The 19,855-nt window shown below is 65.7% G+C and carries 8 protein-coding genes and 2 pseudogenes; 3 read left to right on the top strand and 7 right to left on the bottom strand.

All coding sequences use genetic code 11. The features are described from left to right. Positions 1-4: 4 nt before the first annotated feature. On the bottom strand, positions 5-1,087 hold the full coding sequence (locus D781_RS09675) for a YncE family protein (protein WP_015672138.1): 1,083 nt from the start codon (positions 1,085-1,087) through the stop codon (positions 5-7). Positions 1,088-1,113: 26 nt separating this feature from the next. Continuing rightward, on the bottom strand, positions 1,114-3,255 hold the full coding sequence (fhuE, locus tag D781_RS09670; protein ID WP_233494135.1) for a ferric-rhodotorulic acid/ferric-coprogen receptor FhuE: 2,142 nt from the start codon (positions 3,253-3,255) through the stop codon (positions 1,114-1,116). Positions 3,256-3,677: 422 nt separating this feature from the next. Here fhuE and fepB point away from each other — a divergent pair, with 422 nt between their 5' ends. Beyond that, on the top strand, positions 3,678-4,616 hold the full coding sequence (gene fepB, locus D781_RS09665; RefSeq protein ID WP_102025007.1) for a Fe2+-enterobactin ABC transporter substrate-binding protein: 939 nt from the start codon (positions 3,678-3,680) through the stop codon (positions 4,614-4,616). Positions 4,617-4,631: 15 nt separating this feature from the next. Here fepB and entS read toward each other — a convergent pair whose 3' ends face one another. The 4 genes from entS to fes all read right to left on the bottom strand — a co-directional run bounded on the left by entS (position 4,632) and on the right by fes (position 16,175). Further along, positions 4,632-5,924, bottom strand: coding sequence for an enterobactin transporter EntS (gene entS / locus D781_RS09660; protein WP_015672135.1), 1,293 nt, complete (start codon positions 5,922-5,924; stop codon positions 4,632-4,634). Between the two features lie 81 nt (positions 5,925-6,005). After that, a complete protein-coding gene (locus tag D781_RS09655; RefSeq protein WP_015672134.1) occupies positions 6,006-14,540 on the bottom strand; it encodes a non-ribosomal peptide synthetase in 8,535 nt (2,844 codons plus the stop codon). Between the two features lie 51 nt (positions 14,541-14,591). Then, positions 14,592-14,819 (bottom strand): MbtH family protein, encoded by a 228-nt coding sequence (locus D781_RS09650; protein ID WP_015672133.1) that lies wholly within the window; start codon positions 14,817-14,819, stop codon positions 14,592-14,594. Between the two features lie 12 nt (positions 14,820-14,831). Beyond that, positions 14,832-16,175, bottom strand: a complete 1,344-nt coding sequence (gene fes / locus D781_RS09645) for an enterochelin esterase (protein ID WP_015672132.1) — start codon at positions 16,173-16,175, stop codon at positions 14,832-14,834. A 214-nt stretch (positions 16,176-16,389) separates the two neighbouring features. Here fes and D781_RS09640 point away from each other — a divergent pair, with 214 nt between their 5' ends. Together D781_RS09640 and D781_RS23415 are read left to right on the top strand one after the other, a co-directional pair. Continuing rightward, positions 16,390-18,570, top strand: a complete 2,181-nt coding sequence (locus D781_RS09640) for a TonB-dependent siderophore receptor (protein WP_015672131.1) — start codon at positions 16,390-16,392, stop codon at positions 18,568-18,570. 136 nt (positions 18,571-18,706) lie between these two features. Further along, a pseudogene (locus tag D781_RS23415) lies at positions 18,707-18,847 on the top strand (IS3 family transposase); the annotation flags it as partial. Positions 18,848-18,952: 105 nt separating this feature from the next. On the opposite strand, the pseudogene D781_RS23205 reads toward D781_RS23415, so the two are convergent. Then, positions 18,953-19,699: pseudogene (locus D781_RS23205) on the bottom strand (RHS repeat-associated core domain-containing protein); the annotation flags it as partial. Between the last annotated feature and the right edge of the window lie 156 nt (positions 19,700-19,855).

Genomic DNA, 19,855 nt, shown 5'->3' with positions numbered 1-19,855 from the left:
AAGATTATTGATTCAGCGGCAGCCGCACGATGCGGTCCGGCCCCTGGGTGGAGCCGTCTTTGTTGAACGCCTGCTTCACCGTGACGTACAGGGTTTGTCCGTCGGCGGACAGCAGCAGGCTGTTCGGGTGCGGCGGCAGGCTGACGCTGCGTTTTGTCGCGTAGCTGTGCGCATCCAGGATCAGCAATTTGCCCGATTCGCGCTGGGTGAGGTACAGCTCCTGGCGCTGCGGGTTAAACTTGACCGCCAGCGAATCGCCGTTGTCCAACTGCTTCAGCAATTTGCCGCTGCGGATATCCAGCACCAGCGTGGTTTTGGCTTTCGAGTTGTCGGTAACGAACAGCCGACCGTCGTGCGCATCTTCCGCCAGATTAAGCAGCAGCGCCGGCTTCTCCCCCAGCGGCCGCCAGCGCTGCTCAATCGCGTAGCTGTGCGGGTTGATCACCAGAATTTCGCCGCCGCCGTTGGCGGCATACAAGCGCCCGGTCTGCGCCGAATAGTGCAGGCCGGTCACCCACTTCCCGGCGTTGTTAATGCGCTTTTTCAGCTTCAGCGTTTTGGCATCCACCACCCAGATCACACCGGGATCCGCCACGCCGCCGATAAACAGCTGGCCGTCGTGCCAGAGAATTTCACGCGCGCCGTACGGGAAGCCCTTGTCATTACGCTCGCTGAAAAGCAGGCGGCCAGTGATTTTGCCGCTGGCGATATCCAGCGCGCTGACGCCGCCGTCGAGCGAGTTGGTGACATACAGCGTCTTGCCCTGCGGATCCATCGCTACGCCGAAGTTTTTCAGATCGGTATGGGTGATCCCCAGCACCTTCAGCGTGGCGGGATCCAGCTTATAGATCGCGCCGCCCTGCACGTCCTTAAAGCCCTGCGCGCTGGCGACGTACATCGCCTGCCCGTCCGGCGTCAGGGCCATTTCATACAGCCCTTCGCCCAGCGCGTTGTTTTGCAGCGGCGCGCCCTGCGCGGCCGCCGGCGCGTCTGCCGCCGCGGCGGAAACGTGGCCGCCCTGCTGGGCGCTGCAGCCGGCCAGCGCCAGCCCGATCAACAACATCAGCGCAGATTTTTTCTTATTCATCGGAACCCTCTTTTTCAGCATAAAAATTAGAAACTGTAGTTGGCGGTCACGGACAGATTGCGCGGCGCGCCGTACACCACGTACTGACTCACGCTGGTGTCGTAGCGTTTATCAAACAGGTTGTTAAGGTTGGCCTGTAGCGTCAGCCGTTTGGTCAGCTGATAACGGCCGAACAGGTTGACCAACGCATAGCTGCCCTGCTCGGCGTGCAGGGTGCCGTTGCCTTCCGGCCCGGCCACGTCCTGCCAGGTGTGCGCCTGCCAGTTCACCCCGCCGCCGACGGTCAGCTGGCGCAGCGCCGGCGGGTTGTAGGCGGCGAACAGCTTCACGCTGGTGCGCGGCAGGGTCGGATTGACCGCCTCGCCCTCGCCGTCCTGCGCCACATAGCGGGTCGCGCCGAAGGTCATCTGCAGGTTGTCGGTCACCGCCCCGTTGACTTCAAACTCAATGCCTTTACTGACGGTGCCCTGCGCCGCGTAGTAGGCCGTTTCGCTAGTGCCGGGGATCACATGGCCGCTGCTTTGCGCCACGTTGTCCTGTTCAATGCGGAAGATCGCCAGCGAGGTGGTCAGGCGGCTGCTCAGCCAGTCGCCTTTCAGGCCGGCCTCGTAGTTTTTACCGGTGACCGGCGACAGATAGCGGCCGCTGCTGTCGCGGTAGGTCTGCGGCTTGAACACCGAGGTGTAGCTGGCGTAGGCGGACCAGGTGTCGTTGATGTCATACACCAGCCCGGCGTACGGGGAGACGTTGTTTTTCGCCATATTCTGCGTCAGCGTGCTGGTGCTCCATTGGGTATAGCGCGCGCCGGCGATCAGATGCAGCGGATCCGCCAGTGAAATGCGCGTCGCGGCATAGGCCGATTTCTGGTGGATGGTGTCCTGCTGCGCCACGCTCATCTCGCCCCAGTCGGTTTCCGGGAACTGGCCGTTCCAGTGATTGAAGTTGCCGACGTCATCGGCCGACAGGTTGGCGAAGGCATTCAGGTAGCGGTTGGTCTGCCGGCTGTAGCTGACCCCGGCCATCAGCTGATGCTGGCGGCCGAACAGCTGATACGGCCCGCTGGCGAAGGCGTCAACGGCATGCACCTTGCGCGTGCCGGTGTTGTAGCCGGTGCCGCCGACCACCGGATAATCCGGGTAGGCGCTGACGCCGATGCCGCTGTTACGGTCGAAGAAGCCGTCGATATACAGCATTTTGCTGTCGAGTTTGGTTTCGCTGTGGGTGCCGTTCAGGGTGAACTGCCAGCCGTTGCCGAAGCGCTGCTTCAGCGTGGCGAACAGTTTGCGCGACTGCTTGTCGTTATAGGCCCAGTCCGGCGCGGTGTTGAACGAACGTGAATAGTTGGTTTTACCGCCGTCGCGATACCAGCGCGGCACGCCGCCCCAGGGCGGGCTGTCGGCGTTGGTTTCCTGATACTCATAGCCCGCCGACAGCGTGGTGCTGTCGCTCAGGTCGGCGTCCACCACGCCGTACAGGAACTTCTTGTTGGCGCTGTAGCGCTCGATATAGCTGTCGTTATCCTGATAGCCGGCTACCATGCGGCCGCGTACATTGCCCGAGGCCGTCAGCGGCGCGGAGAGATCCAGCACATAGCGCTGTTTGTTCCAGCTGCCGTAGCTGGCGGAGAGATTGCCGGTAAAGGTTTTGCTGTCCGCATGCTTGCGCAACATATTCACCGCGGCGGACGGGTTGCCCGCACCGGTCATCAGGCCGGTTGCGCCGCGCACCACCTCAATGCGCTCATACAGCGCGGTGTCCGAGGCAGAATCCCCCAGGTTCCAGCGCTCCTCGAACACCGTGGGAATATCATCCACCATGTAGTTATCGATCAGGAAACCGCGCGAATAGAAGGTGCTGCGGTCAAAGTCGGCCACTTTCTCCGACACGCCGGTGGTGTTTTTCAGCACGTCGCCCAGCGTTTGCATCTGCTGGTCCTGCATGCGCTGCCGGCCGATCACGCTGACCGACTGCGGAATATCGCGGGCGGTCAGATTCATCTTGGTGCCCGCCCGGGTAATCGGCACGCTGTAGTCCTGCTGCGTGGTGTCGTCGTCGCCGGCGGCGGCTTCCACCAGGATGGTATCTTCCTGTTCCGTCGCCTGCGCGGCGGCCTGCGGCAGGTGCAGCGCGGCGCTCACCAGTACGGCAAGGGCTGACAGCGCCGGCATCCCCCGGCCGCCGACGATCAGGGTACGGACGCGGCCAGGCCGGCTACGGCGTTTAGCCAAAATCATTATTTTATCCTTACGGGTTTTATTATTGTCAGTGGGCGACATGCGCCGGCGTGATGGCCGCCGCGCGCTGGCGCCGATTTTCCCTGTGCCCGTGTTCAATCACCTGCAAGCGCGGCGATCCCGGTATTGATGTCTTTCCCTGCGGCATATTAATCACGCGATAGCACAAAGGCCTCGCGAAGTAATACGAATGAGAACTATAATTATTTGTATTGTTGATGTAAAAACATATTGCAAAAAATCGTTAGTCAGCTAGCTATCGCCCTGCAGCCTGACGCGATGTATCTTTCAGTTTCGCTATCAAGGAGTGACCGGCCGTGCAGCCCTCGCGTTTATTTCCGCTATTTTCCCCCCTACTGACCTGTCTGCTGCTGTCCGCCCCGGCGGGCTATGCCGCGGACGCCGCCTGGCCGCGCACCCTGCATACGCCGCAGGGCGACGTGATGCTGCAGCAGCCGCCGCAGCGCATCGTTTCCACCAGCGTGACGCTGACCGGTTCGCTGCTGGCGATTAACGCCCCGCTGGTCGGCACCGGCGCCACCGCGCGCAACTCGACGGTGGCCGACGGCCAGGGCTTTTTCACCCAGTGGAGCCAGGCCGCGCAGGCGCGCCGACTGAAGCCGTTGTATATCAGCGAGCCCAACGCCGAAGCGATCGCCGCCGAAGCGCCGGATCTGATCGTGATGTCCGCCACCGGCGGCGACTCCGCGCTGAAGCTGTACGACCAGCTGTCGGCCATCGCCCCGACGGTGGTGATTGATTACGGCAATATCAGCTGGCAGGGCCTGACGCAGCAGCTGGGCAAGATCACCGGCCATGAGGCGGATGCGCAGGCCGCCGTCGCGCGCTTCGAGCGGCGGGTGGCAACGCTGAAACAGCGTATCGCCCTGCCGCCGCAGCCCACTTCGGCGCTGGTGTATTACGAAGACGGACGCGGGATGAATATCTGGACGCCGGCGTCGGCGCAGGGACAGCTGCTGCAGGAGCTGGGCTTTACCCTCGCGTCGCTGCCGCCGGGCATCAGCGGCAACAGCGCGCAGGGCAAGCGCAACGATATTATTCAGCTCAGCGGGGAAAAAATGGCGCGGGCGATCACCGGCGCTACCGTCCTGCTGTTTTCCGCCGACGGCCGGACGGTGAATAAGTTTGCCGGCAACCCGTTTCTATCGCAGCTGCCGGCGGTGCGCCGGCAGCGGGTTTACGCGATGGGTCTGGATACTTTCAGGCTGGATTATTACAGCGCCAACAACCTGCTGGACGCCCTGGAGCAACAGTTCGTCAACGTGACACCGTAACTCAAAGCGTGCAACTCAGGGCCGGGAGTCCGCCGCCGCCGGTTCCCCGCCCGCCGATTCCTCCTCTTCCTCCTGCGGTGACGCAGGCAGCGCACAGTGGCGCAGCGTACGCACGCAGCACGCCAGCAGCACGCCGATCGCCGCGGCCGCTCCGCCGAAAGTCAGCACGCTGAGCAGTGGCGTCAGCACCCTGCCGACCACGCCCAGCCCCAGCGCCCCCAACGAGTCGCCGGTGACGTCCTGCGCGGTGCCGAGGCTGTTCACCCGCCCCAGCAGATGGTCCGGCGTGTTGCTCTGGATCAGCGTAAACTGCAGCAGCGAGGCAATGGCGTTGGCATAGCCGTAGCACACCAGCGCGATCAGCGCCGGCAGCAGGCTGCTGAACACCCCCAGCGAGGCGATGGCGACAAACGCACAGATCGCCGCGCTCAGCATCAGCACCCCCGGCCGCGGGAAGCGCGGCACCCAGCCGCTGGTAAAGGCTCCCAGCATCGCCCCCAGCGGCACCGCCGAATACATCAGGCCGACGGCCGAGGTGCCCACCTGATAGGTCTCCTGTGCCAGCGCCGGAAACAGAATGCGCACCGCGCCGACGATGCTCATCAGCATCCCCAGCAGCACCACCGATCCCACCACTTTGTGCCGCCAGACAAACTGTACGCCGCTGGCCAGCGCCCGCAGCGGATGTTCCGGCTCCTGCGCCTGCGGCCGCAGCGTCGGCAGCCGCGTCAGCGGGATCAGCGTGCCCAGGGTGCCGGCCGCCGCCACGGCAAACGCCGCCCCCACGCCGCCGGCGACGATAATCACGCCCCCCAGCGCCGGCGCCAGAATCGCCCCCAGACGCACGGTGATCATGCTGAGCGCGCCGGCGGCGGCCAGATTTTCCCGCCCCACCAGCAGCGGGATCACCGCCATCAGCGCGGTCATACCCAGCGCGCCGAAGAAGCCGTCCCAGGCGGCCAGCAGATACAGCGCCCACAGCGACGGCGCCGGGGCGAAGGCGTTCAGACTCAGCGCCACAAAGCCCAGACCGCAGGTGCCGCGCGCAAACAGGATCAGCTTACGGCGGTCGAAGCGATCGGCCAGCACGCCGCCCAGCATCAGGCCGATAAACATGCCGACGCCGTCCAGCGCCACCGCCACCCCGACCTGCAGCGTCGAACCGGTCATCGCCTGGATCTGAATCGGCACGCCGACCGCCAGCATCCCCAGCGAAAACACCGACAGCATGCGGGCGCAGAAAATCGCCCGGAAATGCGCATTGTTTTTCAGCAAACTGAAATCAAGCAAAAAAGAGGGTTTAGCCATAATGTCTCACATTCAACCTTGTCATTATTGTCCGCACTCGTTAGCTGAGGCCGGCGGCCGCGGCAGCCGCCGGCCCGTCGGTCAGGCCAGTCGGTACTGGCGGGTTAACAGCGAATGCAGCAGCGGCCCGAGCGTTTCCAGCGATGCCGGCGACAGAATATCCGCATGTTCACAGGCCTGCGGGTAGCAGATCAGCCGCTGCAGATACGGCGCCCAGGCGGCGTTGACGTCCATCTCCGCCGGCAGCGTCCTGCTGGCGACAAACAGCGTCGCCGTGCCGTCGAAGCGCGCGCTGCGGGCCGTGGACAGCAGGCGCACCGCGTCCTGGTAGTTGGCGACGATGTCGTTGAACATCGCCGTCTTCTCCGCCCGCAGCGCCGGATCGCCATCATCCTCCGCCATAAACTCCGCCTGCTCCTGCGCCACTTCCTGCTGCGCCTGTTCCTCGCTCGGCCCGCTCCAGTCCTGACCTTCCGGCGGATAGGTATCGAGCATGCCGAGGAACGCCACCTCTTCCCCCTGCTGCTGCAGGCGCGCCGCCATCGCATGGGCCAGCGTGCCGCCCAGCGAGTAGCCCAGCAGGTAGTACGGGCCGTGCGGCTGCAGGCGGCGCAGGTTCGCCAGATGGCGATCGACCATCTGCTCCAGCGTATCGCAGCGGGCGATCGCCCCGTCCGGCCGCGGCGACTGCAGGCCGATCAGCGGGAAGGCGCCCGGCAGATGGCGCAGCAGGCCGGCGTACTGCCAGGCGAAGCCGGAGGCCGGATGCAGGCAAAACAGCGCCGGGCCGTCGCCGTCGCGCAGCCGCAGGATTTCGCCGGCGCCGCGGCTTTCGGCGCTGCCGCCCGGCTGCGCCTCATCCAGCAGCGCCGCCATATTTTCCACGCTGCGGGCAAACATAATCTGCCCGACCGACAGCGAGCGCCCCGACTGCTGACGCAGCTCCGCCGCCAGCCGCATGGCGAGCAGCGAATGCCCGCCCAGCGTGAAGAAATCGTCCCCGGCGCAGATGCCGTCGCGCTGCAGAATACGGCTGAACAGCCCGGCCACCAGTATCTCGCTGTCGCCGTGCGGCGGCCGCCCCGTCGCCTGCCGGTACTGCGGCTGCGGCAAGGCTTTGCGGTCCAGTTTGCCGTTGGCGCTGAGCGGGAAACTGTCGGTCAGCACGTAGCTGACCGGCAGCATATGCGCCGGCAGACGCTGCGCCAGCGCCTGCCGCAGCGCGGCGGTATCCAACTCAACGCCCGGCTGCGGCACCAGCCAGGCCACCAGCTGGCGCATATCCGCGCCGCCGGCGGGCGCGGCCTGCGGCGACAGCACAATGGCATGCGCCGCCGCCTGCGCCACGCCGGGCTGGGCCAGCAGCGCCTGTTCGATCTCACCCAGTTCAATGCGCTGGCCGCGGATCTTCAGCTGGTCGTCGCTGCGTCCCAGATATTCGACGCTGCCGTCCTCCAGCCAGCGGGCGATATCGCCGGTGCGGTACATACGTTGGCCGTCCCCCGCTGGCGACGCCACAAAGCGCTGGGCGGTCAGGTCGGCGCGCTGCAGATAGCCTATCGCCAGCTGTACGCCGCTGAGGTACAGATCGCCCGCGCAGCCGACCGGCACCGGCCGCAGCAGCGCATCCAGAATGTGCAGCTGGGTATTCCACACCGGCCGGCCAATCGGCACGCCGGCGCCGTCGATCGCCGCCAGCGCCGCGCCAAAGGCCGGCTGATAGCTGACGTCCACCGCCGCTTCGGTCGGGCCGTACAGGTTATGCAACGGCGCGCCAACCTGGGCCTGGTAGCGGGCCGCCAGTTCACACGACAGCGCCTCACCGCTGCAGAACACCTGCTTCAGGCTACGCACGCCGCGCGGCGACGCCTGTTCGGCCAACGCCTCCACCCAGATGGCCAGCATCGACGGTACAAAGTGCAGCGTAGTGACGCCGTAGTCGTCGATCAGCGCCGTCAGCGCCTGCGGATCGCGGTGCGCCTCCGGCGGCGCCATCACCAGCCGCGCCCCCACCATCAGCGGCCAGAAGAATTCCCATACCGAGACGTCGAAACTGCACGGCGTTTTTTGCAGCACCACGTCGCGCCCGTCGAGCGGATAGGCATGCTGCATCCAGTACAGCCGGTTGATAATCGCCCGATGGCTGACCACCACCCCTTTCGGCCGCCCGGTCGAACCGGAGGTGTACAGCACATAGGCCGCGGCGTCGGGGTCGACCACCGGCTCCGCGTCGTCCGCCGGCAACGGTTCGCCAGACGGCGACACCTCATCAAACGTCAGCACCGACGCCAGCGCGGCGAAGCGCGGCTCCAGCGTGCTGTCGCTGATAATCAGCCGCGGCTGCGCGTCCGCCACCATATAGGCCAGCCGTTCATCCGGGTAGCCGGTATCCAGCGGCAGCCAGGCGGCGCCAAGCTGCACGATGGCGCTCAGGGCCAGACTCAGCCGCACCGAACGCGGCAGGGCGACGGCGACGATATCCCCCGGCCGGATGCCGGCCTGATGCAGACGCAGCGCCAACTGCCGCGTCTGCTGCTGCATCTCACGATAGCTGAGGCAGTGCTGCGCATCCTGCAGCGCCACGGCGTCCGGCGTGCGCGCCGCCTGCTGCGCCACCGCCTGCGGCAGCGTGGTCGCCGCCAGCGGCTGCGCGGTCTGGTTCACCGCCGCGATCAGCGCCTGCTCCGGCGGCGTTTGCAGCTGCCACTGCGCCAGCGGCCGGTCCGGCTGCTCGATCCACTGCGTCAGCAGCAGCATCAGCCGATCGGCAAAGCGCTGCGGCTGCGGCACCGACGCGCGGTACTCCATCAGCAGACGCAGACGCTCGCCCGGCAGCACCAGCAGCGTCAGCGGGTAGTGGGTATAGCCTTTGTTGGCGATGGCGTCGCAGCGCAGCGCCCGATCGCCCCCCAGCAGCGCGCCGTTGTCGGGATAGTTCTCCACCACCAGCAGCGTGTCGAACAGCGTGCCGGCCCCTGCCAGACGCTGAATTTCGCCCAGCCCCAGATCGTCATGCTCCAGCAGCGCGATCTGCTGCTGTTGCAGCTCCACCATCTGCTCACACAGCGAACGCTGACCGTCCAGCCGCACCCGCACCGGCAGCGTATTGCTGAACAGGCCGACGTGCTCCTCCACGCCGTCAATCTGGCCGAAACGGCCGGACACCGGCGAGCCGAACACCACGTCCTGCTGGCCGCTGTGGCTGGCCAGCTGCAGCGCCCAAATGCCCTGCATCACGCTGTTCAGCGTCAGGCCGCGCTCGCGGCACAGGCTCAGCAGCCGCTGCTCCAGCGCCGGCGGCAGCGTCATCGCCAGCTCGTGCACCGCCTCATCGTGCGGACGATCGCCGAACAGCAGCGTCGGCCGCGCGTCCTGCAGCGTCTGTCGCCAGATCTGTCGTGACGCCGAGGCGTCGCGCGCCGTCAGCTGCCGCACAATATCGCCGTAACGCGTGCGCAGCGGCGTCAGCGCCGTCGGCCCCTGATACAGCGCGGTCAGCAGATCTCCCAACACCACCGGCGTCGACCAGCCGTCCACAATCAGGTGGTGAGCGTTAAGGAACAGCGTATAGCGCGCCTCATCGCCGTGCCTGACCAGCAGCGCATGCAGCATCGCCCCGCCCTGATTGAACAGATCGCGCGTCAGCTCTTCCTGCTCCAGCGTGTGCAGCGCCTGCGCTTCCTGCTGCGCCGACAGCGCCGGCAACTGCTGCACGTCCAGCGGCCATGGGCTGTCGCCCTCCGCCAGCAGCGGCAACAGCTGCAGCGGCTCGCCCTCATTGGCAAAGCGCGCCGCCAGCTGCGGATGACGACGCACCACCGCATCCAGCGCCTGCTGCAGACGCTGTTCATTCAGCTCGCCGCTGAGGCTCAGACGGGTCAGCGAGTTATAGCTGCCGCCGACCGCCGCGGTCTGGGCATGGAACAGCAAGCCGTGCTGCAGCGGCAACAGCGGCAGCGCGTCCGCCAGCGGCCCGTGACGCTGCTGCCACTGCTGCAGCTGTCCGTCGCTGACCGTCAGCGGCGCCAGTTCGGCCGCCACCAGCGTCGCCGCCGCCTGCGCCGGCTGACGCGCGGCAAATGCCGTCAGCTGGCTCAGCGCCTGTCCGATACCGTCGTGCAGCGCCGCGATATCCTGCTCGCTGAAAATCGCCGGCAGCCAGCGCCAGTTCACCGCCAGACGCGGCAGCGCCCCCTCCTCGACAAAAATATTCACTTCCAGCGAGTGGCTCAGCGTCTGCTGCTCATCCTGCGCCACCGCAAAGACGTCGCGGAAACGCTGCTGCGTGCGCTGCGGCGTCCACAGCGCCTGTTCCTGAGCAAAACGCCCGAGATAGTTGAACAGGATCTCCGGCGCATTGCGCGCCGCCAGTTCGCTCAGCTCAGCCCGGTGCTGCGGATGCAGATAGCGCAGCTGGCCATAGCCGATACCGCGATCGCGCACCGCACGCAGCACGCCCTTCACCGCGCGCACCGCCTGATGCGCCGGCGCGTCGTCCAACGGGATCAACAGCGGATACTCCGCCGTCAGCCAGCCCAGGGTGCGCGCCAGATCGTTGGCGCCGACGTCGGCGCGGCCGTGCGACTCGACGCCGATGCGCAGCTGCGCGGCGCCGAAACGCTGACGGCAGGCCAGCGCCAGCGCGCTGAGGATGATCTCCTCCACGTTGGCGCGGTAGCTGTGCGGCAGCGTTGCCAACAGCGCGGCGGTCAGTTCACCGTCCAGCAGCATGCGTCGCTCACGCAGCGCCGCCGGGCGATCGTGCGCCACATCCAGCGCGCGCGTTCCCAGCCGCGGCGCGCCGTCCGCCAGCATCGCCCGCCAGAACGGCAGCTCCGCCGTACGCGCCGCGCTCTCACTCTCTTCCCGCAGCCAGCACGACCATTCATACAGCGAGGTCTCTTCCGCCGGCAGCGTCGGCGTTTCGCCGCGCATCGCCGCCTCCGCCAGCTGGCGCAGCTCCTCCAACAGGATGCGCCAGGAGACGCCATCGGTCGCCAGATGATGAATGGTCAGCACCAGCCCCTGCGACCGGCCGTCGCCCTGCAGCAGCACCGCCTGCATCATGACGCCGGCGGCGGGATCGAGCCGGCTCAGCGCCTGGTCGAACGCCTGCTCGGCGGCCGCTTCCAGTTCCCCTTCCGGCGTCTGCACCCGCAGGCAGTCGGCCCCGGCGCTTTCCCCCACCCACAGCTGCCCGGCGCGGGTGCGCGCGTCCAATACCGGGTGCGCCGTGCGCAGTTGCGTCAGCGTCTGGCGCAGTTGGCCAGCCTCCAGCGCCGCCGGCACGCGCAGAAATACCCCGTGGGCAAACAGGCGGTTGATATCGCCCTGTTCGCCGAACGCATGCAGAATCGGCAGGCCGTCGAGCGGCCCGTGCTGCACCGCACGCGCCGGCTGGCGCTGCGCCGCCAGCGGCTGCATCGCTTTCGCCATCCGCGCCGGCGTAGGCTGCGCAAAGATATCGCGCGGCCGCAACAGATAGCCGGCGCGCCGCAGCGCGGTGCCCAGCCCCATCGCCGAGATGCTGTCGCCCCCCAGCGCAAAGAAATCATCGTCGGCGCCGACGCGCTCCATACCCAGCAGCTGCGCCATCGCCTGGCAGATCAACCGCTCGGCGTCGTTGGCCGCGGCGCGGCTGACGCGACTCACCGCCTGCTGCGGCTGCGGCAGCGCCTGACGGTCGATTTTGCCGTTAACGTTCAGCGGCAGCTCGTCCATCACCACCAGCAGCGCCGGCACCATATAGTCCGGCAGGCGGCTCGCCAGCGCCGCCAGCAGATCGTGTTGCAGCGTCGGCGACGCCCGCAGCGCCGCATCCTGCACCGAGCAGTAGCCGATCAGCCGGTGGGTGGCGCCGATCGCTTCGGCAATCACCACCGCGCGTCCCACCTGCGGCAGCGCCGCCAGCGCGCTTTCCACCTCGCCCAGCTCCACGCGGAAACCGCGCACTTTTATCTGGTGATCGGTGCGGCCGATAAACACCAGCTGTCCGTCGCTGCTCCAGCGCATCAGGTCGCCGCTGCGGTACATCACCTCGCCGCGGCTGAACGGGTTGGCGACAAAGCGCGCCGCTGTCAGGTCCGGGCGGCGCAGATAGCCGCGGGCAATGCCTTTACCGGCGATATACAGCTCGCCGGCGACGCCGATCGGCACCGGCTGCAGCCGTTTATCCAGCAGCCACACCTCGGTATTGGCCACCGCGCGCCCCACCACCGGCTGGTCGGCGGCGGCAACCGGCGCGCCCAGCGTATCCACGGTGTACTCCGACGGCCCGTAATAGTTGTGGATCTCCACCTCCGGGTGCTGCTGCATCAGGTTCCACAGCGTCGGCGTCGCCGCCTCGCCGCCGATCATCACAAACGACGGCAGCGGGAACTCGCCCTGCAGCAGCCCGCAGTCCACCATCTGCGAGAAGAAGGACGGCGTGATATCCAGCAGATCCACCGGCGTCCGGCGGGTCTGCTCCAGCAGCGCCCAGGCGTCGCGCCGCAGCTCTTCGTCGAAGATATACAGCTCGCAGCCCATGATCATGCAGAACAGCGGCTCCCAGGAGGAGTCGAACGAGAACGAAGCGGTGTGTCCGGCGCGCATGCGCCGCCCGTGGCGGGCCTGATACTTGGCAATCGCCGGGCCGAACAAATAGGCCTGATGGGACAGGAACAGATTCAGCAGGCCGCGGTGGGTCGACATCACCCCTTTCGGCCGACCGGTCGAGCCGGAGGTGTAGATCATATAGGCCAGATGGGCCTCATGCAGCGGTTCGCGGCGTTCGGCATCGTCAAGCGGATGAGACGCCGCCGCGGCGCACTGCGCACGGCAGTGCGCGTCATCCAGACACCACACCTGCGGCAGCTCCGGCATCTGCGGCAGCGTGCCGCGCTGCGTCAGCAGCAGCGCCGGCTTGGCGTCGTCACACATCAGCGCCAGACGCTCACGCGGGTAGTCCAGATCGAGCGGCATATAGGCCGCGCCGCTGGCCAGCACCGCAAACAGCGCCACCAGCGTGTCGACCGAGCGCGGAATGCCGATCGCCACCACGTCTTCCGCGCCGATGCCGTGGTCAATCAGCACCCGCGCCAGCTGCATCACCCGCTCCGACAGCTGACGATAGCTGAGGCTCTGGCCGTCGCACGCCACCGCCGTTTCCTCCGGCTGCTGCGCCACCCGCTGCAGCAGTGCGTCAACGATCGAGGTCATGCCGGCGGGAGCCGCCAGTTCGCGCCCCCGCCCCCAGGCGGCCAGCCGCTGCAGCTCCGCCTCGCCAATCAGCGGCAGTTCGCCGTTCGGCTGGTGCGGCTGACGCGCCAGCTGCTGCAACAGATGACCGATGCGCTCGGCATGCTGACGCAGCGTGGCGGCGGAATATTTCTGCGGGTTGGCCACCAGCGAGACGTACAGCGCCTCGTTGCGGAAACCCAGCTCAAACTCCAGATCGTCCACCGGCCCCATCGCCAACGTATGCGTCACCGCCGGCTGGCCGTCAAAGGATAAGGCGCTGTGATACACCTTGACGTTGATCACCGGGCCGTACAGCTCCTGCTGCTGCCCCACCAGCCCCAAATCCCGCCGGATCTGCTCCGCCTCATAGCGCTGATGGCGGCGCACCTGTTTGATCTCCGCCACCACCGCCCGACAGGTTTCCGCCAGCGACATCTGCGGCGTAACCGTCAGCTGCAGCGGCAACACATTCACCACCGGCCCGATCGCCGCCAGCGCCTGCGATCCCATGCGGCGCATAAACGGGAAGCCCACCGACAGGCGGCTTTCGCCGCTGATGCGCGCCAGATACACCACCAGCGCCGCGGTGACGATGTCCGCCGGCTGCGCCTGCTGCAACGCGTCATCCGCCTGCAGCGCGTCGAACAGCGCCGCCGGCAACACCAGCGACTGCTTGAGCGGCCGCGCATCGTCTGCCACGGCGCAGCTTTCGTGCGACAGCGACAGCGTCGGCGGCAGATCGCTCAGCCGCTGCTGCCAGAACAGCGCCGCCCGCTCCGCCGCCGGCGAGCTTTCCCACTGGCGGTACTCCGCCACCACCTCGCCGAACGGGGTAAACGGCGACGGCGACGGCGCTTCCCCCTGACGCAGCGCGCGATAAATATCGGCGATACGCCGGGTCACGGCGTCAAAGCTGAAGCCGTCCAGCATGATATGGTGGAAACGCTGATACCAGAACCAGCGCCCGGCGCCGACGCGGATCACCGCCTGACGATACAGCGGCCGCTCGCCGTCGGCGGGCAGCGGCTGCGCCAGATCGTCCTCCATCAGCGCCAGCGCGGCCTGCTCCGCGTCCGGCCGCTGGCTGAAGTCCAGCCACTCGGCAGGCGCGACCTGAGCCGGATCGGCCCGCAGCGGCAGGCGCTGCTGCGGCACGCCGTCCGCCGACTCATAGAACTGCGCCTGCACGGTGTCGGCCTCCGCCAGCCCCTGGCGGATGGCGCGCTCCAGGCACGAACGGTCAATCTCGCCGCGCAGTTCGGTGTAGTGCGCCACGGCAAAGCTGTTGCGCCGCTGCGCAATCTGATCGGCGATCCAGATGCCCGGCTGCGCCGCAACCAGCGGACAGGTTTGATAATCGAGCCGGGTTTCAGGCAGTGAAAGGGTTTCTGACATGCTTGCTATCCTTTTCCTTAAACGGAATCTATCGGAACTTGAGCGCGCGGGTTACTGCGCCGGCGTCACGCTGTTTTTCAGCGCCGCGGGGCGCATGTCCTGCCAATGCGCTTCGATAAACGCGATGCACTCGGCGCGCGTCGCCGGCCCCATCACCTCGTGCCAGCCTGCCGGCACGGCGGCAAACTGCGGCCACAGCGAATACTGCTGTTGCTGATTGATCAGCACCAAAAACGGCAGGCTTTCATCATCAAAAGGGTTTTGTTGTTCCTGAGTCATTTCCATCACCTGTTAGTCGAAATGTATGTCGTCCATAGCGGAGAGCAGCCAGTGCAATCCGTCCAGCAGCCCGCCACGCCAGCACAGCGCGTCGTGGCCGCCGGAAAATACCCGGTAGTTGACCCGATGCCCGGCGGCCTTCAGCGCCTGCTGCATCTGTTGATTAACGAATTCAATATCCTCTTCCCGGCTGCCGGCCTCCTGAAACACCGTCAGCGTGCCGGCGGCCACCCGGCCCTGGCGCACCTGCTGCGTCAGCCAGCCTTCGTCAAACTCCGCCCGCCGGGCGAAATCGGTGACGTACTGCACCGTCGGCCACCAGAACGAGCCGGACTGGCTCAGCACCCGGCCGAAACGCTGCGGCCAGTGCAGCCCGGCGTACATCGCCGCCAGACCGCCGTAACTCTGCCCCGCCACCACGGTGCGCGCGCCGCTGTCGCTGAATGCCATGCGTTGCCGCACCAGCGGCAGCAGTTCCGCCTGCAGCGCCAGCCAGAAGTCGGCATTGCAGGGCAGCTCCCGCTCGCGGTGCTGCCCGTCAATCACGTCAACCAGCAGATAACAGGCGGCCGGCAGGCGGCCCGCCGCCGTTTCACGCGCCAGCACCGGCAGCAGCGGCTGGCCGTCAACCCAGTTCTGGCCGTCCAGCAGGATCACCAGCGGCCGCTCCGCCGCAGCGGCGCCCTCGCCGCTGGCGTAGGCCCAGATGCGGCGCTGATTGCCCAGCGCTTCGCTGCGCCAGAGGAACGGGTGTATATGCGCCGGATCCAACGGCGGCGGCGCGGTCAGCCAGGCGCGCTGATCGGCGGCGTCCGGCCCCTGCGCCAGCGACAGCGGTTGACCGATGCGGGTCGACGCGGCGGGATACGGGTTTAACGGGTCGGCAATCGCCAGCGGGAAAAGGGAGACCCACCAGGCGCGCTGCTGCTGGCGGCACTGCGCCCGATCGGCGCTGAAAAGCGGAGGAAGCTGCGCGTCCTGCACCGGGATCAGGCTGTAACTGCCGCGCCAGTCGCGCGGCAGCAGGAATGAGCCGTGCCAGATATCCGTACCCGCCAGGCGCTGTAACGTGCTTGGCTCGGTACTGTGGTGGTCGGTCACGCCGTTGATATCGAGATAGACCCGCCGGATCGGCGAGCGGCGTTCGTCCCCGTGCGGATCGCGCCACAGCCAGGTAAAACGCACCTGTTGCCGGTCATGCTCTTCGACCATCGGTGTTCCCCGCTGGGCAACCTGTCGCCACCACGCCGGCTGCCCGGCCGTCTCGGCCTGCAGCCAGCGGCTGACCGTCCCTGCCGCTACCGTGCTCTGTGCGCTTACTGCCGCTCCCTGCCGGGCGGCTGGCAAAATATGCATGTAATTCCTTACGGTAAAATGAGCTACTTTTACGAAGATTTACAATCGTATTGATAATCATTCTTATTTTCAATATCATTTGCGAGCTTTTTTGCTGTGGCGGAAATGACAGCAAATCAGCGACGGCCAACGGGTGGGATAAACGGGGCCGCAGCAGGCGGCGTGGACAGCCACATACGCCTCCATACAGCAAAAAATTGACTCAGGGGTTAAAATGAGATTGAAAAACAAAGGGATAATTAGAAAACAACCGGCCGCGCCCGGGCAGCTGTTCTATTTGTTATTTTCACCTTCCCTCATCCTGTTGCCGGCGCTGCCGGGCCATGCGGCGGACGAAGAGAACATCATCGTGACCGCGCAAAGCGTCACCGCGCCGCTGAAAGGACCGGTAGCCAAAGACAGCGCCGCCGGCACCAAAACCGCCACGCCGCTGCGCAAAACGCCGCAGGCGATTTCCGTGATCACCCGCCAGCAGATGGACGACCAGGCCGCCCTCTCCGTTTCCGACGCGCTGAACTACACCAGCGGCCTGCTGACCAACTACCGCGGCGGCTCCAACCGCAACGACGAGGTGATCGCCCGCGGCTTTCGCTATATGCCCAAGTTTCTTGACGGTCTGAGCTACGGCCTGTCCGGCCAGGCCGGCGCGGCGGGCCAGATCGATCCCTGGCTGCTGGAACGCGTTGAGGTGGTGCACGGCCCGGCCTCCGTGCTGTACGGTCAGGTAAACCCGGGGGGCATTATCAGCATGACCAGCAAGCGCCCTACCGCCGAGAGCATTCATAAAATCCGCCTCAGCGGCGGCAACCGCCACTACGGCGAGGCGGCGTTTGACTTCGGCGGTCGGCTGAACGATGACAATACGCTGTTCTACCGGCTGAACGGCGTCGCCAGCACCCAGCACCAGTCGATGAAAGACAACAAGCAGCAGCGTCTGGCCATCGCCCCGGCGCTCACCTGGCTGCCCAATGCCGACACCAGCTTCACGCTGCTGACCAGCTACCAGAATGAGCCGAAGGCCGGCTTCCGCAACTTCCTGCCCGCCAACGGCACGGTGTTTTCCACCAGCGCGGGGCGGATCCCCTACGACTTTAACGTCAGCGACCCGAGCTACAACCAGGCGAAGCGCGAGCAAACCTCGGTGGGCTATATTTTCGACCACAGCCTCAGCGACGCGCTCACCTTCCAGCAGAACCTGCGCTACACCAATATGGATGAGTCCTACAAATATCTGGTGTATACCTTCGACGCCGACGACCGTAACGACCACTCCATCAACCGCCGGCCGCAGCACGATAAAATCGAGTCGCAGGAGCTGGGCATCGACAACCAGCTGAAGGCCGAATTCGCCACCGCCGACGTCAGCCACACGCTGCTGGGCGGGCTGGATTACAAATGGAGCGACGTGGACAGCAAGCTGTGGCGCGACAGCGGCGACCAATACATTCTCGACTGGGCGCACCCGACCCCGGTGCATATCGATGAAAGTACCTTCAGCCTGGCCACCAGCAGCCGCAAAAAGCTGGATCAGTTGGGGATTTACCTGCAGGATCAGCTGGAGTGGCAGCGCTGGAACCTGCTGCTGTCCGGTCGGCAGGACTGGTCGGAAGTCCGCACCCAGGATCGCGTGGCGGACAGCGACGTGCAGCAGAACGACAGCAAGTTCAGCGGCCGCGCCGGCCTGCTGTACGCGTTTGATAACGGGCTGTCGCCGTACGTCAGCTACAGCACCTCCTTCGAACCCAACCTGAGCAGCGGCGCGCCGGGCAGCGATCCGTTCAAGCCCACCACCGGCGAGCAAACCGAAATCGGCCTGAAATATCAGCCGCCGGGCAGCAACACGCTGCTGACCCTGTCGGCCTTTGATATCACCCAGAAAAACATCACCGCCTACAACAGCGTAACCGGCTATAACGAGCAGGTCGGCAAGGTGCGTTCCAAAGGGATTGAGGCCGAAGCGCACGCCCAACTGACGCCGTCCATCAACCTGATCGCCGCCTACAGCTACACCGATGCGGTGACCAAGGAGAGCGCCATCAGCGGCCAGGTCGGCCATACGCCCGCCAGCATTCCGCGCCACGCCGCCTCCGCCTGGGGCAGCTACCGCTTCCGCCACGGCGCGCTGCAGGGGCTGACGCTCGGCAGCGGCGTACGCTATACCGGCACCAGTTGGGGGGATTCTGAAGGTGGGTTTAAAATTCCGCACTACACGCTGTACGACCTGATGGCGAAATATGAGTTGGAACAGGCCAGCCCGGCGCTGCGCGGCGCCACGCTGCAGCTGAACGTCAACAACGTGGCGGACAAACACTACGTCGCCTCCTGCGGCAACACCTCCGCCTGCTTTTACGGCAGCGGCCGCAGCGTTATCGCTTCGCTGGCTTACAGCTGGTAAGCGCCACGCCGGCGGCCGTGATAACGCGGCCGCCGGCGTTTTGGCTTGAGAGAGGGGGAATATGAGGGCAAGACACAGTGTGCCTGACGATGATGGGCGTTAACGGGTGAGTTATGGCTTACAGATCCCTATCCCTGCGGGGAAAATAACGTAGTCGCAAATTTACACCTGGCGTAGCAAGCGGCAGCAACAGGCAACCTCCTCTGAACGTGAGAGCGAACTCGCCGCTGAGAATGCCCGCCTCAAACGCCAACGGGCTGAACGGGACGAGGAGCTGGTGTTCTTACCCACATAATGTGGACACGGCCCTAAGCGAGGTTTTGGTTTTCAAACTGTTCCGGGCTAAGACCGCCACAGGCACTGTGACGACACCAGCGATTGTGTTCGGCGCATACTGGTACAGATTCAGTCCGCCCTGCAGCCCTATCGGATCCTGGATAGTAAAGCGACCTACCTCCGGCTCGTAGTAGCGGAACAGATTATAGTATAGTCCGCTCTCGCTATCCTGGTACTGTCCGGCGTAGCGCAGCGGCTGCTCATAGGCCGCGCCCCGGCGCTGCAGGATACCCGCCGCCGTCTGCCCCTTCAGCCTGCCGAAGGTGTCGTAATCCCCCGACCAGAGCAGCCCGCCCTCGCCGTCCGTCACCTCCAGCGGCGCGCCGTTCTGCTCGCTGTGCAGCCAGAAGATATCCGCCTGCCGGCTCTCCCCTGCCTGTTCGATGGCCGCCAGCGGCGTCCACGGGTTGTCCGGCTCGTAGCTCCAGCTGCGGCGCGTGCCATCGTCCCGCTGCTCCTGCAACAGCCGGTAGCCCTGCCACAGGAAACGCGTGCTCTGCGCCGCCTTGCCCTTGTAGTCCACCTGCTTGCGCGTGCGCCTGCCCAGCGCATCGTAGTGATACTGCGCCCAGAACTCGCCCTGCGGGCCACGGCCGTGCGCCGCCGTCAGCTGGTTATCCCCCAGCGGCGCCGGCGGCAGTTGCTCCTCCAGCCCGCGGCTGGCGCTCTGCGCGCCCAGCAGGTTGTCCGCCATGTCGTACTGCAGGCGGTGGCCCGGCTTGCCCTGCTGCGCCTCGCGGTGCTGCAGCAGGCGTCCTTCCGCATCGTAGCCGTAGCGGATTTCTCCGCGCAGTTCATAGAACCAGAAAGAGCTGAAAAGATCTTTCTGGCGTTATACAATTAAGAACGGTTTAATTCTATTATTCATTCTTTAAAAACCCCCTAAGCATATAAATGTTTTATATCCGAGAATAGATAAATCTATCGCATCCAATGCCTCCAGAAAACT

Origin of the sequence: Serratia sp. FGI94 (genome assembly GCF_000330865.1) — a bacterium.
Classification (GTDB): Bacteria; Pseudomonadota; Gammaproteobacteria; order Enterobacterales; family Enterobacteriaceae; genus Serratia_B; species Serratia_B rubidaea.
The sequence above is the reverse complement of the archived record's forward strand: the minus strand, read 5'-3'. Positions and strand labels throughout refer to the sequence as shown.